This is a genomic window from Corynebacterium sp. LaCa78 (assembly GCF_046717505.1).
Lineage (GTDB): Bacteria > Actinomycetota > Actinomycetes > Mycobacteriales > Mycobacteriaceae > Corynebacterium.
This window is the reverse complement of record NZ_CP177113.1, coordinates 1-14,252: the sequence shown is the minus strand read 5'-3', so window position 1 is coordinate 14,252 and position 14,252 is coordinate 1. Positions and strand designations below refer to the sequence as shown.

Here is a 14,252-nt window from a genome sequence, read left to right as displayed (position 1 = left end):
GTCTATATTTCGCGGGACAGAAGTGGGGTGTAGCGGTTGAGAAGGTCGTCCAAAAGGCCCATAGCCTCAAAGGTAGAGGCCTCTACCGACATGCCGGCCTAAACGCTATCGAACATAACGACAGCGTGGATTTCTGTGGACAACTACACCAGCACCGTGGGAGTTATACACAGGGCGGGCGTGGTTGGTCTTTCGTGGCAGGCGTGGGTGTGGTTGCCTTAGTGCTATGAGCACTTCGCAGGACTATCCAACCACCATCCCAGCTCCCGCTACTACGACCACTGGGGAGGGTCAGCGGCGGGGGCCGAGTTTGCGGGATATTTCCCCACAGGAATTAAATGCTGCCACCCAGTACATGATTGATGAGCTCATGAGCCAAGGCATGAGCGAGAAGGAAGCCATAGAGTATTTAGACGATCTGGATAGGAAGGCTATCCCTGATGATTTCTGGGAAAGCACCGACTAAGGACTAAGCCTGTTCCGGCTCCGGGGCGGTTAGAGCTCGGCACCTTGGTCGCCTTCGTGCTGTTGCTCTAGCTCTGGTGCCATGTCTTCGGTCTGGTTGTCGTGTGCGCTATCTGCGGCCTGGTAGCCGGTAGGTGTCTCGTCTAGTCCGAGGCTTGCGATGAAGTCGAGGCCTTCCTGTGCCCCTGGTGCAAGGTCTGTCTTGTAGTCAGTAAAGCGTGAGAGCACAGTATCGAGGTTGTTGCGCTCCTGTGGGCCGTGTGGGGTGGTGGCCTCGGGGCGGATAGTGTCTATCCATTGGTGTGCGCAGACATGCAGGCGGGTAGCGATAGCGTCGAGTTCCTCGCGGTTGAGGAAGTCTGGAACAGTGATGTCGCCTCGCTCAGTGGTTTGGTCTTTAAATAGGCCAGTAAACACGCGGGAGGCGCTGTGGGTGAAAAACTCTGCGGTGGTCTTCCACCTGTCGTGGAATACGTCCGGGTTGGTCTCCCGGTTTCCGAAAAGTCCTGAGCGGGCGCAGTCTTGTAATGAGGTTTCGCGCAATGTACGCGTACTGGCAGTAAAGACTGCACGGGTAGCAGTGCTTAAGTTTCTTTCTAGTGGTTCGGTGGTGTTGATGGTCAGTCGGTAGCGCGGGCTGGCGTTTTCGCCCTGGGGAAGGGTGCGGAAGTTGGTCTTGCTGCTTTCTGCGGTGAGATATGTGCCTACGGTGTGGGTGAGGTGAACGTCAACGAGGTTAGAGTCGTCGAGTTGTTCCAGCATGGTATCTAGCAGCCGCTGGCGCGTATCAGGGCGCTTAGCGCTCACGCGGTAGCGGTGGGAGGCTAAGCCTTTGGTGTTCATGCTGTCGGCATCGAGTGGGGTAGAAGACTCCGCGAGGTGTTCTAGTTCGTCTTTGTCCCAGCCGGGATAGGCAGCAGTGGAGTCTAGGAATCGGCTCCAAGTGTGGGAGTCATGCAGATTGCTTTCTTGCGCTGTGACGGCAGGGGCAGCGGGGTAGGTGTAGTTGAATCGGGTTTGGCTGTAGGCCTGCAGGATGGAAGCGCCAAGTTCTAGTGGAGACGTGGTCTCTTGGGCTTCTAGGCGCTCTAGGATTGCTTCGAGGTTGCCTCGAAAGTTCGGGTCGTCGATGTAGCGCTTGTAGGGCACTGCCTTGCCTCCCCTGTCCCATGGTTCTTTTCTTTGAAGAAAGTCTAGAAGACACAAGGCTACGTGGAGGGTTATAGGACTGTGGTTGTTGTGGGGTGTTTTAGTGGCAACCAAATCTTTGATTTGGGCGGCAGCCCAACGAGCCGTAAGGCGAGGCGGGAGCAAGAACCGTAACCCGTAGTGAACGGTTTTGTTAGTTGATCGGCTCGGGATATAGATCTACAGGGATATAGTTATAAGCCACCTGGGAAAATAGGTAAACCCGCAGGTAAAACCCTGTGGATAACTGGGTCGGTGAGGGTAAATATGCGCAGCGGTGAGGGTAAATATGCGCAGCGGTGAGGGTAAATATGCGCAGCGGTGAGGGTAAATATGCGCATCCTCTTTTTGAGTGAGGGTAAATATGCGCATCCTGAACTGGGCAAACGCCTTGTGAGGGTAAATATGCGCAGCGGTGAGGGTAAATATGCGCAGTGTCTGCGAAATGGTTCCCCGGCGGAGAGGTAATTGTTATGACAATGCCGTGATGGAAAACTTCTTTGGCCACTTGAAAGCCGAGATGTATCACGGTGAGAAGTTCGGGTCTGTCAAAGAATTTACCGCTGCGGTAGACGCGTACATCGACTGGTACAACGCGGAAAGACTCCAGCTGGGACTTGATGGTTGCACCCCGATGAAATACCGGGATAAGGCCCTTAAGACGTTAGCCGGGTAGGATTACCCCTAGTCCAACTTTCGGGGGCAAGTTCAGTTTCAGTTCGCGGTTTTCTCGACGCAGGCGCCTGAGTTCTTCTTCCATTGTTTCGCCGCCTGAAGCGTCAGAATTATCGTGTACTGAAGCGCTGTCACGGTACCAAGCCCGCAACGTGGAGGGTGATGCTCCTATGTTGTGTCAAGCTGATTTGAGAAGTTCTTCATAAGCCAACCTCAACTCCGGCAAAGGGCGCTTGCCGGTTTCGATATCACTGATTCTCGCCGGGGCACACCCGAGTTTTTCAGCAACCTGGGCTTGCGATAACTGCCTCTCGATCCGTCGAGCTTTGAGTTCATCAACCTCTACCTGGCCCGTTGGAAGAACGGCCTGACCCAAGCACAACACCCGGTAGACCTCCCTGACAATGGCGCGTTTCAGACACCGTAAGATCTCCTTTTTCGACAATCCTTCCTTGGTGCGTTTGGCTACGTAGTCCCTGGTGCGTTGGTCATGATGCATCCGCACCAACGCGATCCGATGCAACGCAGAATTCGCCCGACGATCACCACCCCGGTTGAGACGGTGCCGATGAGTCCGTCCAGAACTAGCCGGAATCGGTGCGGCCCCGCACAGATGAGCTAATGCTGCCTCGGAGTGAATCCGGCCTGGATTATCCCCCACACTGACAATCAGATCAGCAGCCACCACGGAACCACACCCAAATATCGAGGTCACATGCGGATTGATCATCTCAACCAGGATACTGATGTGTTTTTCCAGCTGCGTACCCTGTTTCTGTAAATCACGATAGGTGGTGGCTAATGTCTTCAACGCGAGGAGCACCCCATTTCTGGGGTCGGCCAGGTCAGCTGATGGTCGGCACCGGGACAAGGCCTCCACCATGACCAATGTGGACATCGCACTATAGCGGCGTCGAATCTCATCGGGTGCTGTGACCAGCAACGATTTGATCGTTGTCATCAGTTTCGCTGCTGTCATCACGAGCTGACGGCGGGTGATCTGCAACCCACGGAGGGATTCCACTGGCCCGGAAGTGTCTTTCGGGATGCTTAAGGCTTCCCCGGTGAGCACCTGGCGGGCGGCAGCGACAGCATCAACGGGGTCTGATTTGCCGTCCCGGCGTCGAACGGCCCGGGTAGGGCGTAAGACTTCTACGACTGAGTATTTCTGGGTGCGAAGGTGGCGTGTCAGGCCTGCTCCATAGGAGCTGGTTCCTTCCACACCGACGGTGGTGACACCGTAGGTTGCCATGAACTCTGAAATCGCCACGTAGCCAGGGTTGGTGGCGGGGAAGGTGTCGGTGGCGATGTGCCGGCCGGTGTCCGAAATAACGGCAACAGTGTGGGTATCGGTGTGGGTGTCGATTCCGGCAACGGGGCCGGTGGGGCAGTCGAAAGTGGTAGACATTGGGGATCAGGTCCTGTCTGTGAGCAAACGTGCGGGTGACCCGCGATCCGGGGTTTCCGGGCAGACAAGACGCTGATGGGACGACTACACTAGACACCTGCCGGGGTGGTCACGGTGGAGACGTCACGCTCCTATAAGGTCATGGGCGGATTCACCAGATTGCGGTACAGGGTCGGAACTAACATGGAAGACAGATCACGCTGAAGGCACATGAGGAGATCATGGCCAGTCAAGAAGTGGGTCATTCCACGTGGTTCCGATCCTGTATTCCCATTATCAGCGTCAAGTTGTTTGTGTGTGAGGCTCTGATCTAGAAGGAGTTTCACCGATAATGACTACGGTGTCACCGAAGAAAAACCATGACCCGGCGAGGATCAACGAGATCAGCGAGAAGCTGATGGAAAATCCTGAAATCGCCAGCTTGATCAGCGAGCTGTCGACTTCTGCTGATGATGCAAGCGAGCTGGTCAAAGGCCTGCTGCAAGCATCGATCAACGCTGGTCTTAAAGCGGAGATGGATGCGCACTTGGGCTATAGCCATTCCGACCGCAAGGCCAAAGCGAAGGTGGAAACCACACAGGAGAATAATCACCGTAACGGGTCGTACACCAAGACCGTCAATTCTGGCTACGGCGCGGTTGAAGTGACCGTTCCCAGGGATCGTGCCGGCACGTTTACTCCCCGCATGGTGCCCAAGGGTGCACGCAGGCTCACAGAGCTCGACGACATGATTATCTCGCTCTACGCCGGTGGGATGACCGTGCGCGATATTCAGCACCATCTCGCAACCACCCTTGGGGTGGATATGAGCCCGGATACGATCAGCACCATTACCGATGCGGTCTTGGACGAAGTCATGATCTGGCAAAACCGCCAGCTCGACGAGTTTTACCCGGTGCTCTTCCTCGACGCGCTACGCGTCAAGATCCGTGACGGCCACCGCGTGGTCAACAAGGCTTGCTACATGGCGGTTGGTGTCGATATGGACGGCATCAAGCACATCCTGGGATTGTGGATCGCGGACAATGAAGGTGCCGCATTCTGGGCATCGGTGTGTGCGGATCTGGCCAACCGCGGTGTCCAAGACGTGTTCATCGTGTGCTGCGACGGGCTCAAAGGCCTGCCGGAGGCTGTGGAGGCAACCTGGCCGAATTCTATGGTGCAGACCTGTATTGTGCACCTGATTCGGGCTGCGAACCGGTGGGTGTCCTACCAGGACCGCAAAGGCGTCTCCCGCGCGCTGCGTGAGGTCTACACAGCCGCTAACGAGGACACCGCGCGTGCCAGCCTGGATGCTTTCGAGGCCAGTGAACTTGGCCGGAAATATCCCCAGTCGGTTAAAGTCTGGCGTGATGCATGGGAGCGGTTCGTGCCGTTTCTGCAGTTCCCACCGGCGGCACGCCGGGTGCTCTACACCACCAACTCGATCGAATCGCTCAACGCCGAACTGCGTAAAGCTACCCGTAACCGGGGCCAATTCCCGAACGATACCGCGGCGCTGAAGACGCTGTGGCTGATGATCTGCAACATCGAAGACAAGCGCGCTGCCCAGCGGGCGAAGAAAGCCAAGCGCAACATTGAGTGCAACGGCTATATTGAAGGAGCGAAAGCCACCGGGTGGAAACAAGCCATCAACCAACTAGCCGTGGCTTACCCCAACCGATTCGCAGATTACTTGTAAACCAAGCCCCCGCACACAAAGAATCGGACACTCTCGCAACGTGTGGTGGGATACTCCAAGCAGCTCACCGACCTCCGTGTAGGCGCGTTGCAGTGAGCAAGACTCCAGGCGGACCATTTCGATGATCTGATGGACCGCCTTCTCCTTGAACTCGACGGAATATTTTCTAGGCATAGTTCAATCCTTCGTTAGCTGAGGTAGGAACTAAACCCAGGACGCTTCATTCATCATGCCTTCCACGCTTTCCACGAGTAAACCGTATTCCGCGGAAAATAACGCGCAGCAGTCTTTGGTGTGTGGGGCGCGGTGATTTCCGGTGCGGCAGCGGTCGGACCGCTTGCCGATGGTGCACTGACGGAATGGGTGTCCTAGTATTCGCGATTATCGAGGGCCTGGCCTAGGCTGGTGGGAGCCCCAATCCTCATTCAGCTTCTTTGGCTGGACCTGATTCGAAAACGCGGCTATTTCACCGGTTCCGCTAGGGCTCGCGATCTCGGCCGTGGGCTTCGCGCTTTTTATCAGGTCGGAAGAGCACCGCGAGCGGGGTCACCGCTCGGCGCTGTTGTATCTTGAATTGTTTTTCTTATTCCACGTTCTCGTGGGGCAATATCACCGCTGGTGCGGTAGCAATCGGCGAGTTTTCCATCATCTTCGTGTTGCCGCTGTACCTGATTAATACTTTGGACCTCTGCACGACGTGGTCTGGCCTGGTGCTGGCAGCCATGGCAATCGGTGCATTCTTCTCCGTTGCATCAGCCCTCATGTCGCGGCACGGTACGGGGCGTCTGGCACCGTGCTCATTGGGCTCGGCTTGGAAGCCGTCGGCGTCCTTAGCTTCGTCCTGCTTATGGGGCCGGATACGAATGATTGGATCATCGCCGCGCCGCTGACCCTGTACGGCTTGGGCCTGGGGTTCGCCTCCACGCAGCCGACCGGCACGATGCTGTGGGATATTCCCGTCGATGACTCCAGGCAAGCCTCCGCAACGCAAACCACCGTGCGCCTGGGGCAGTGGTGTAGACCTTAAGCGAAGGCATGGCCAACGCCGCGCAGTGGTCGCTCGTAGCCGCTACCGCATTCTTCGCTCTGAGCCTTGTCGGTGCACTTAGGGTGCTCCGTGCTGCGGGGGAGAGGGGGAGAGAAGGGTGTCCCCCGCAAACAATGCCGATCTCGGTGCCCGCGTTAATCGCGTCCCGAACTGATTTTCCACCCGCTTGCTGCTTTGCGTTGCTGCCAGAAGTGACGGTAGATACCGGGGACATCGGAAAGCTCAGAATGCGTGCCCAGCTGGCTGACTTGCCCGTGTTCATCCAAGACTACGATTTGATCAGCAGATTTGATTGTATCCAGCTTATGGGCGATGACAATAAAAGTAGATTGCTCCCGTAGCTCGTCCATCGCAGCAAGAATGTTTGCCTCATTTTCTGCATCGAGCGCGGAAGTTGCTTCATCAAAGAGGACAATCGGCGCTTGTTTGAGCAGCGCACGAGCAACAGATACGCGCTGGCGCTCGCCGCCGGACAGAAGCCGCCCGCCTTCACCAACAGGAGTATGCCACCCTAGGCGGTTGGCAATAGAAGTCACGCCTGAAAGATCAGCTGCGCGGAAGACTTCCTCATCGGAGGCGTCGGGACGACCAACGCGGATATTAGCGATTAACGAGTCGTCGAAGAGGTAGACGTCCTGAAAGACCATGGACAGTCTGGACATTAACTGTTCGGTTCCAAGCTCGCGGATATCTACGCCGTCAACCATGACCGCCCCGGAATCTACATCCCAGAATCGTGAAATAAGGCGCGCAATTGTGGTCTTTCCGGAGCCAGAAGGACCGACAATGGCGGTAACGGTGCCCGGTTGGGCGTGGAAGGCGACATCGACCAATACCGGCTTATCTACGTACCCAAACGTGACATCGCGCAGCTCAACACTGCCCGAACCGTCTCCTGTGCGCGGAGTAGTGGGTTCTGGCAGGGAAGGGGCATCGGTGATGAGCTCGGTTTCTGCGAGTGCGATACGGCCTGCGTCTAAACCGACGAAACAAGAGCCCAGCTGCTCAAGCGTGCGGGTAAACCTCAAGCTGATTCCGATGATCGCAATTGTTTCTAGTGGCGATAGGGTGCCTTCAACGGCAAGATCCGCGGAGACCATAATGAGAGCCACGATGAAGATCTGTACTACTATGCCGTTGAGTAGCAAAGCTAATGTGGATACCCATAGCTCGCGTATCCGTGCTCTATGATCGATTTCTAGTGCTTGCTCAAGTGGCGCAAACCCTTGTGATTTTCCCGCCGCGCGCAAGGCCGGCTGGCGGTTAGCAAATTCTACGATGCGCTGGGAGAGCTCTTTACTCGGCCCGAGTGCGCGGTTCGATGCTTTCTCACGAATCCATGCAGCCAACTGCATCACCACGAGCGCCAATGGTGCGATGATTAGAAAGACCAATCCCAACCGCGGATTCCAGAAACACGCTCCAACCAACAGGGTCATAAGTGCTGCACCATCGCGGTACACCATGCCTTGAGTATGTGCAAGAGTCTCGGCCGCCACCATAAAACGATCTGAGACGAGACGAGATAGCCCGCCGGTATTAGCCGGTATGAACCAGCCGAGCGGTAGCGTTGCCAATTTATCGCCCACAGTCGTGTGCGCGGTTCGGATGAAATCCAAGGCCGTGTGGTAAGAGGCCATGGTTGCGAAAAATCGTAGCGCAAAAGCTACGAGCGCAATTGCCAAAAGCGTCCACATCCATGGTGCGATCGTCGTATCCCCATCGAGTGCCTTTGTAAGTGGCACGAGCGTGAGAACGGCGAGGCCGTCAAGCACGCCAACGATAAGCGATAGACAAGCATGCCTTTTATTGAGCTTATGACCTACAGGACTTTGCAGCTTTTTGACACTGCGAGTAAGTAACGGATCACGAAGCCGCGAATTAGCAGGCGTGGTGGCATTAGACATGAGAATTATCCTTCACAGGCTTGAGGCGGATTATTTGGTCTGCGCCTTGGATGGACTCTGGCTTGTGGGCGATGACTAAGACGGTCTTGTCTCTGACGAGTGTGGCTAGAGCTGCTTGAATTTCTGCTTCGCAGTCAGGATCAGTTGCCGCAGTAGCTTCATCCAGGATCAAGATTGGGGCATTGGTAATAATTGCCCGGGCAATAGAAATGCGTTGCTGTTGTCCACCGGATAAAGAGATGTCCTCACCAACAACGGTGTCGAGCCCAGCCGGTAAAGCGCGAATATCAGCAGCTATGTGCGCGGCCTCTGCTGCTTGCCAGATCTCTTCATCACGAGCTTCTGGGCGTGCAAGGCGAATGTTTTCCCGAATACTCATTCGCAGTAAGTGAGGATCTTGTAAGACGAAAGCCACAGTGCGGTACAAACTGTCGAAAGTGAGATCACGGATATCCACGTTGTTGATAGTGATTGTGCCCGAATCTGGATCCTGGAAACGCGCCAGCATCGTTGCTGCTGTGGATTTGCCAGACCCGGAGGGGCCAATCAATGCCGTGACAGTGCCTGCGTTTAATTGCGCAGAAAAGTCTTGGAGGACTGGTGTGTCTGGGGCGTAGCTAAAGCTGACCTTATGGAACTCCACCTCCATGTCTTCACTACTGGCATCGAGGCTCTTTTGGCCTTCTTTCACGTGGGAAATTGTCATGACTTCATCAAGGCGCAACGCCGCATTGCCAGCGAGCTGGTAAGACCACATCATGCGGCCGACGGTTTGAATCGTGCCCGGGATCACCAGGGCAATCAATGTTGTGGCGATGACTTCAGCAACCGTGACATAGTCCCCGGCTATTAGCAGAGAACCGACTCCTACATTGATAAGGATGAGCACGGGAACCGCCACCACGGATTCTGAAACTGCGCTAACACGCAGAAGTGGACGTACCCACTCGTAATAGAATTCCGCGAATTTTTGGGCAGCTTCGCGGTACCGCGCGTGAGCTTTACCAACGGTGCCGAAAGCCTTGACGACGGAAATACCTTCGGAGAACTCCACTGCAGTGGCAGAAACCTCTCCAAGATAATCGTCCATTTCCGCAGTTTTTGTGCCCATATCTTTCATTGAATACGCCTGGATTGCTAGGAAAATGGGCACAGTGGCAATAGAAAGTAGGCCAAGGCGCCAATCCAAGATAAAGGCATAAACTAGAAGCGCAAGAGGCGTGAAGATTGCGGCAACTTGCTCTACAGGAGCATGGGCTGTCAGGGTGTGCAGAGTTAGCGTATCGTCCTCGACTGCTTTGCGGACTTTGCCGGAATTAGTCTGGCTAAACCACGAGAGTGGTGCTTTCGCAATAGCGGTAATAATTCGGCGCCGGTTGATCCCCACCAGCTTTGCATCAGCGAAGTGGGTGATTACAAGGGCAAGGAAATAGAAGAATAGCTGGCCCAAAAATGCAGCAAGTAGCCATTTCACAATGGACGCGACGTCATCAGTATTGCCGTCGATTAGAGCATTTCCCAGTGCCACCAACGCGACGTAGGGTGCTACGGCGAGTACCGAGGATATAAGCGCGAGAAACTGTGCGAAGTAGATGGTTGTTTGCACTGGGGCCAGTAGTTTTTTTAGAGCGACCTGGCCGGCTTTTTGTTTTGCGCGAGCCTCTTCTTCCGGTGACGCATCGTGTGATTCTGGTGCGTGGGTTCCGCTTGATTCTGTGGAACTTTGTTTTAGTTCAGACATTTCTTTCTCAATTCTTGTTGATGTCAGTCATATCGATGATTCTGGTGACTGATTCTTGGATGAATTCGTGGTCATGGGTGATGACGATGACCACTGCGCCGCTTGCTGCAAGAGATCGAAGTAGCGCAGAGATGGATTGCAGTTGGCGCCAGCCCACGCCAGAGGTAGGTTCATCGAAGATGTAGATCGCTGCTTGCTCGGCTTGGGCTGAAGCTATGGCTAAGCGTTGCCGTTGCCCACCGGACAGAGACTGCGGATGCCGTTGGGCCATTCCTGCCAGATCGAGGCGATGGAGAATCTCATTGACATCGATGTGGTCCCGCTTCTTCTTTGCCAGTCCGAGCGTGACTTCTTCTTCGGTGGTGGCTGCGAATAATTGGCGGCCAACATCTTGCATCACCATATACGCGGCACGTCTGCGGGCAGCCGCTCCTACTCGTTTGCTGTTCAAACGGAGACTACCGCCGCGTTTGGGAGAAGCAAGACCACAAATGATCCTGGCGAGGGTGGTTTTTCCAGCGCCGTTGGGCCCGATTAAGGCGGTGACTTCGCCGCTGGGGAAAAATGCGTGGTCAATGTTTAACACCTCATGTGCGCCATAAGAAAAACAGATGTTGCTTAGCTCGAGTCCGCTCCGCTGGGGATCGGCGTTTTCGAGCGTGGGTGGTACCGGCACGCTCGCGGGCAGGGGAACATGGTGTAAGCTGCGTAGCCCCAATTGTTTGCGTTCGGGTTCGTCTAAGGCATAAAACTCCTGAGCGCGGAAACTCCGCGTTATTTTTCCCTGAGTCAAGTAAATAACTTGGTCAGCGATATCTTTTAAGAAAAAGAGACGGTGATCAGCGATAATGATCGTTGTGCCTAATTCCTTCAAGCGGTGTAGCACGCGTGCAAGAATATCGATGCTTTCCATGGAGAGATTGGACGTGGGTTCATCGAGAAGCACGAGACTGCCCGGGGACACAAGCGCGCATGCGCATGCCACGGTTTGTAACTGCCCACCGGATAATTCTTTGAATCGCCGGCCCCGAAGATCCTTAATGCCTAGCAACTCGACCGCTGATTGAATCCTCGACTCAATTTCTGTGGGATCTACACCAAGGTTTTCTAGCCCGAAGGCCAATTCTGCATTGACGCTTTCAGTGAAAAATTGTGTCCTTGGATTCTGGAATACTGAGGCGCTGAACTCGATGGCTCGGGACAGCGGTTCTTCCGCAGGGTTAAAAGCCTGGTCATCCTTTATAATAGTGATGGTGCCTAGTAGCTCTCCTGGATTGAAATGGGGGATGAGTCCGTTGATCAACTTGAGTACCGTGGACTTTCCCGATCCGGAATCACCGGTAATCAGTAGACACTGTCCTGGAGAGACAGAAAAAGACACATCAGATACACCTTGAATGCCTGGCCGAGCGCCCAATGGATATGTAAAAGAAACGTTGTGGGCGTCTACACTGGTTGCGATACTGCGTTCGTTCATAAGTGGACCTCCGTGGGAAGCCAGACAGAGGCAACAACGAGGCCCAACCCAGCTAGTGCAGTTGCATCGACAAGCTTGAAGGAAAGATCGGCGGTGGTGGTTGGGCGTGCGGGTCCTCCCAATCCCCGGACAAGCGCAGAGGCAGCGAGCTCATCACCAGCGCGGACGACGGCACCTAATAAGGGGATGATCAACATCGCGGACGATTGTGTGGGCTGTGTGATCCAGCTTTTTACTCCAGGCTGGAGACCCCGAAGGACCATGGCATCGCGGATGGCTTTGGCTTCTGCCACGATGATCGGCAAAACGCGCAGGAATACCGCCGGTGGAATGGTGACCCAGCCTGGTAAACGCAGGTCCCGCAGTGCTGAGGTCAACGTGGATGGTGTGAGAGTGAGCAAGCCGAATGCGCCGATGGACATGCTGATGACAAAACGGCTTAGCCACGAAAAAATTGCCGCTGAAAAAGCGAAAAATGTGGAGCCAGGAAGCTGTAATAGGCCCCAATACCCTAGATAGGATAATGCAAAAGCGAACAGACATATAAGACCATAGTGTGGCTTTACTGTAGCTAGTGCGATGGAGCTGAAGGCGATAGAAATCAGCAGTGTCGGTAGGTGGCCGTGGCTGAGAGCTACCGCATTGATTACTAGAACAGAAAGCAGCACGGTCCGTGGATCGATCGAAAATCGACGAAGCACGCCCTGTTTTTGCAGGCTCACAGGAGACCAGCGCTTTCAAAGTGTTTGCGGCTGACGCGAACTCCGACCTTTCCTCCGATAAAGCCGACGATGAGCGCACAAATGGCCAGTACTCCAATGGTCCATGGCTGGAAGATATCCGACATAGCATCGGCATATTCTTGACCCATTTGGTCTGCGATATCGACGTAGTATGAGTCCGTATCCAGAATTAGCGGGAGAAAAGGCAAAGAAATCCAGACGCAGAAGACGCCGTAGGCAATAGGGAAGGACTTGGCAATACTGAGGTGGCTTTTTGTAATAATCAAATCCGCGATAAACCCAAGAATTATGCTTCCTAGCAAGGTCCAGAAGTAGTGTCCGGTGAGCATGAATGCTAATCCGTTAATACCACCGACGAGGGTGAAAGCACCCATTTTGGACGTGCGGACGGCATAAAGCGCTAGCACGATTCCGTTTGCGATTGCCGCGATAAACCATCCAATAAACATGAATTGTGGTCCTGCGAATCCAATCATTCCGCTTACAAAGGTGATTACAAAGTAAAGTGCAGCAAAGATACCAGCGTTGATGAGATCTCTGGTGTTTAAACGTGCCGTCGACCCACTGGATGAGCTTGTACTCCGTGCGGGCGTAGAGGACTGTTGGGTCATCGTAAACCTCGATTCATGAACAGCTGGAAAGGTAAGGCTTACCTAATACAGATAGTGCTGTATATAAACTATTTCTAGTTTTGATCTGAAGATTCACCCTTAATGGGGGCGAATGTAGATAAGCGGACATCAAACCAGAGCACGACTACCGACTATGCACCGATAAAGTAAGCACCAACGGCAAGACAACCCTGTGATGGGGCGGTAAACTACGCCGCCTCTACATCGGCTGCCGATGGGGCGGGGAACCAATCAACATGGTCTGCATCGAGAACCACGTCGACATCAAAATAACGGCGGGCGGCGTGTGGGGTAAAAAGAAAGCGCCCCGTAGGGCGCTGTTTCTCCGCGATTGGGCTAATCGAGTCCAGGACGAGGTGCTTTCTGCTGAACTGATGGGGCAGTTTTTGTGACGGTCACGCCGTCCGTGCTCGCTTCGATTCCTGCTTCTGGCCACGCTGTCGTGAGCTCAAGAATGGCTTTCTTTATCTCGTTTCGGAAATCGCGCCGCTGGACTGCGGTGTTTAGTTGCTTGGTGGCGAAGTTGGCGGCGATCATGTCCCAAGTGAAGGTGTAGGCGTCGCGGTTGTTTTTAGCTAACCAGTATTGCTTTACGGTGAGCCAGATGTAAATGTCCATCGCTCGTGGTTTGTTGAGCTCGCGCAGCACATTGAGGTCGATGGGAATGGGGGATTCGGCAATGTGCTTGAAGAACTGTGGGGTGAGTACTAGTTCTGATTCCATGAAGCTGCCTTGGTTGGGGTCGCGGGGGTCGAACCAGAGGTTCCAGTCTTCGAGAATTTGGGTGTTGCGACCCCGTGCGTGAACCCCGTTGTCGCTTTGGACGGTGATTGCTGAACTAGCTAGGCGTAGGAGCTGGTCGCGGATTTTAGAGAGATTTCCATGTACGCCTCCGGTGCCGCGTCCGGTGACGCCGATTGCTTGAAGGAAGTGGCTCATGGAATGGCCTAGCGGAATGCGGCGGGCTTCTTCGTGGGTGATTTTTCCTTCTTTGAGGCGTCCGGCGTTAGCTACGGCGCGGGTGATGATGTAGGCCATGATGAGGCGCGGGTACTTGCCGTAGGGAAGCCCGTTGGGCGAGTAGACGCTGATGGTGCCTTCAGAAGTAGTTATTTTTCGTTCGTTGTTGTCTGGGTTGCGGTAGGGGAAGAGTGCTTGGACGAAGAGCTTGGAGGTGTAGCCGACGTCTTGGGTTTGGAGGAGTTCTTGTGCGGCGTCGTGTTCTTGCCTGCGGGCTAGTTCTTTGACTGCTTCGAGCTTGGCGCGGCGCTCGTCTCGGGGCTGCAT

Annotated in this window: 11 protein-coding genes and 4 pseudogenes; 5 read left to right on the top strand and 10 right to left on the bottom strand. The window is 54.7% G+C overall.

Going from position 1 to position 14,252, the window contains the following annotated elements:
• Positions 1-226 precede the first annotated feature (226 nt).
• A complete protein-coding gene (locus ACLI1O_RS11825) occupies positions 227-466 on the top strand; it encodes a hypothetical protein (protein ID WP_408924507.1) in 240 nt (79 codons plus the stop codon).
• A 29-nt stretch (positions 467-495) separates the two neighbouring features.
• Here ACLI1O_RS11825 and ACLI1O_RS11820 read toward each other — a convergent pair whose 3' ends face one another.
• Positions 496-1,614 (bottom strand): hypothetical protein, encoded by a 1,119-nt coding sequence (locus ACLI1O_RS11820; protein ID WP_411707067.1) that lies wholly within the window; start codon positions 1,612-1,614, stop codon positions 496-498.
• 496 nt (positions 1,615-2,110) lie between these two features.
• On the opposite strand from ACLI1O_RS11820, the pseudogene ACLI1O_RS11815 reads away from it, so the two are divergent.
• Positions 2,111-2,329 (top strand): annotated as a pseudogene (locus tag ACLI1O_RS11815) (IS3 family transposase); the annotation flags it as partial.
• Between the two features lie 36 nt (positions 2,330-2,365).
• On the opposite strand, the pseudogene ACLI1O_RS11810 reads toward ACLI1O_RS11815, so the two are convergent.
• Positions 2,366-2,500 (bottom strand): annotated as a pseudogene (locus tag ACLI1O_RS11810) (IS3 family transposase); the annotation flags it as partial.
• A gap of 6 nt (positions 2,501-2,506) precedes the next feature.
• Positions 2,507-3,736 carry an IS110 family transposase gene (locus ACLI1O_RS11805; RefSeq protein ID WP_005324630.1) on the bottom strand — a complete coding sequence of 410 codons (1,230 nt, stop codon included), beginning with the start codon at positions 3,734-3,736 and terminating at the stop codon, positions 2,507-2,509.
• A 331-nt stretch (positions 3,737-4,067) separates the two neighbouring features.
• On the opposite strand from ACLI1O_RS11805, the gene ACLI1O_RS11800 reads away from it, so the two are divergent.
• Positions 4,068-5,417, top strand: coding sequence for an IS256 family transposase (locus ACLI1O_RS11800; RefSeq protein ID WP_411707066.1), 1,350 nt, complete (start codon positions 4,068-4,070; stop codon positions 5,415-5,417).
• Between the two features lie 33 nt (positions 5,418-5,450).
• Here the strand turns inward: ACLI1O_RS11800 and ACLI1O_RS11795 are convergent.
• Positions 5,451-5,591 (bottom strand): annotated as a pseudogene (locus ACLI1O_RS11795) (IS3 family transposase); the annotation flags it as partial.
• 619 nt (positions 5,592-6,210) lie between these two features.
• On the opposite strand from ACLI1O_RS11795, the gene ACLI1O_RS11790 reads away from it, so the two are divergent.
• Entirely contained in the window at positions 6,211-6,444 is a 234-nt protein-coding gene (locus tag ACLI1O_RS11790) for a hypothetical protein (RefSeq protein ID WP_066484705.1), read from the top strand.
• 155 nt (positions 6,445-6,599) lie between these two features.
• Here the strand turns inward: ACLI1O_RS11790 and ACLI1O_RS11785 are convergent, their stop codons facing one another.
• From ACLI1O_RS11785 to ACLI1O_RS11765, 5 genes are read right to left on the bottom strand one after another with little or no spacing between them, the layout of a single operon-like run.
• Entirely contained in the window at positions 6,600-8,372 is a 1,773-nt protein-coding gene (locus tag ACLI1O_RS11785) for an ABC transporter ATP-binding protein (RefSeq protein ID WP_269953666.1), read from the bottom strand.
• Complete coding sequence (locus ACLI1O_RS11780; protein WP_284792387.1) at positions 8,365-10,113, bottom strand: ABC transporter ATP-binding protein; 1,749 nt, start codon at positions 10,111-10,113, stop codon at positions 8,365-8,367. The genes ACLI1O_RS11785 and ACLI1O_RS11780 overlap by 8 nt, the downstream gene beginning before the upstream one ends.
• 7 nt (positions 10,114-10,120) lie before the next feature.
• Positions 10,121-11,590, bottom strand: coding sequence for an ABC transporter ATP-binding protein (locus ACLI1O_RS11775; RefSeq protein ID WP_411707065.1), 1,470 nt, complete (start codon positions 11,588-11,590; stop codon positions 10,121-10,123).
• Positions 11,587-12,258 (bottom strand): energy-coupling factor transporter transmembrane component T family protein, encoded by a 672-nt coding sequence (locus ACLI1O_RS11770; RefSeq protein ID WP_408924077.1) that lies wholly within the window; start codon positions 12,256-12,258, stop codon positions 11,587-11,589. Before ACLI1O_RS11770 ends, ACLI1O_RS11775 begins: the two co-directional genes overlap by 4 nt.
• Positions 12,259-12,308: 50 nt before the next feature.
• Entirely contained in the window at positions 12,309-12,944 is a 636-nt protein-coding gene (locus ACLI1O_RS11765; protein ID WP_066484691.1) for an MptD family putative ECF transporter S component, read from the bottom strand.
• 140 nt (positions 12,945-13,084) lie between these two features.
• Between ACLI1O_RS11765 and ACLI1O_RS11760 the strand changes: the two are divergent.
• A pseudogene (locus ACLI1O_RS11760) lies at positions 13,085-13,249 on the top strand (IS481 family transposase); the annotation flags it as partial.
• A gap of 52 nt (positions 13,250-13,301) precedes the next feature.
• Here the strand turns inward: ACLI1O_RS11760 and ACLI1O_RS11755 are convergent.
• Entirely contained in the window at positions 13,302-14,252 is a 951-nt protein-coding gene (locus tag ACLI1O_RS11755) for a replication protein RepA (RefSeq protein ID WP_411707064.1), read from the bottom strand.

What these genes read in the sequence shown, in the direction of transcription:
- ACLI1O_RS11755 (WP_411707064.1), bottom strand. Translation starts at nt 14,252, where the DNA reads ATGCAGCCCCGAGACGAGCGCCGCGCCAAGCTCGAAGCAGTCAAAGAA.
- ACLI1O_RS11805 (WP_005324630.1), bottom strand. Translation starts at nt 3,736, where the DNA reads ATGTCTACCACTTTCGACTGCCCCACCGGCCCCGTTGCCGGAATCGAC.
- ACLI1O_RS11780 (WP_284792387.1), bottom strand. Translation starts at nt 10,113, where the DNA reads ATGTCTGAACTAAAACAAAGTTCCACAGAATCAAGCGGAACCCACGCA.
- ACLI1O_RS11785 (WP_269953666.1), bottom strand. Translation starts at nt 8,372, where the DNA reads ATGTCTAATGCCACCACGCCTGCTAATTCGCGGCTTCGTGATCCGTTA.
- ACLI1O_RS11775 (WP_411707065.1), bottom strand. Translation starts at nt 11,590, where the DNA reads ATGAACGAACGCAGTATCGCAACCAGTGTAGACGCCCACAACGTTTCT.
- ACLI1O_RS11800 (WP_411707066.1), top strand. Translation starts at nt 4,068, where the DNA reads ATGACTACGGTGTCACCGAAGAAAAACCATGACCCGGCGAGGATCAAC.
- ACLI1O_RS11765 (WP_066484691.1), bottom strand. Translation starts at nt 12,944, where the DNA reads ATGACCCAACAGTCCTCTACGCCCGCACGGAGTACAAGCTCATCCAGT.
- ACLI1O_RS11825 (WP_408924507.1), top strand. Translation starts at nt 227, where the DNA reads ATGAGCACTTCGCAGGACTATCCAACCACCATCCCAGCTCCCGCTACT.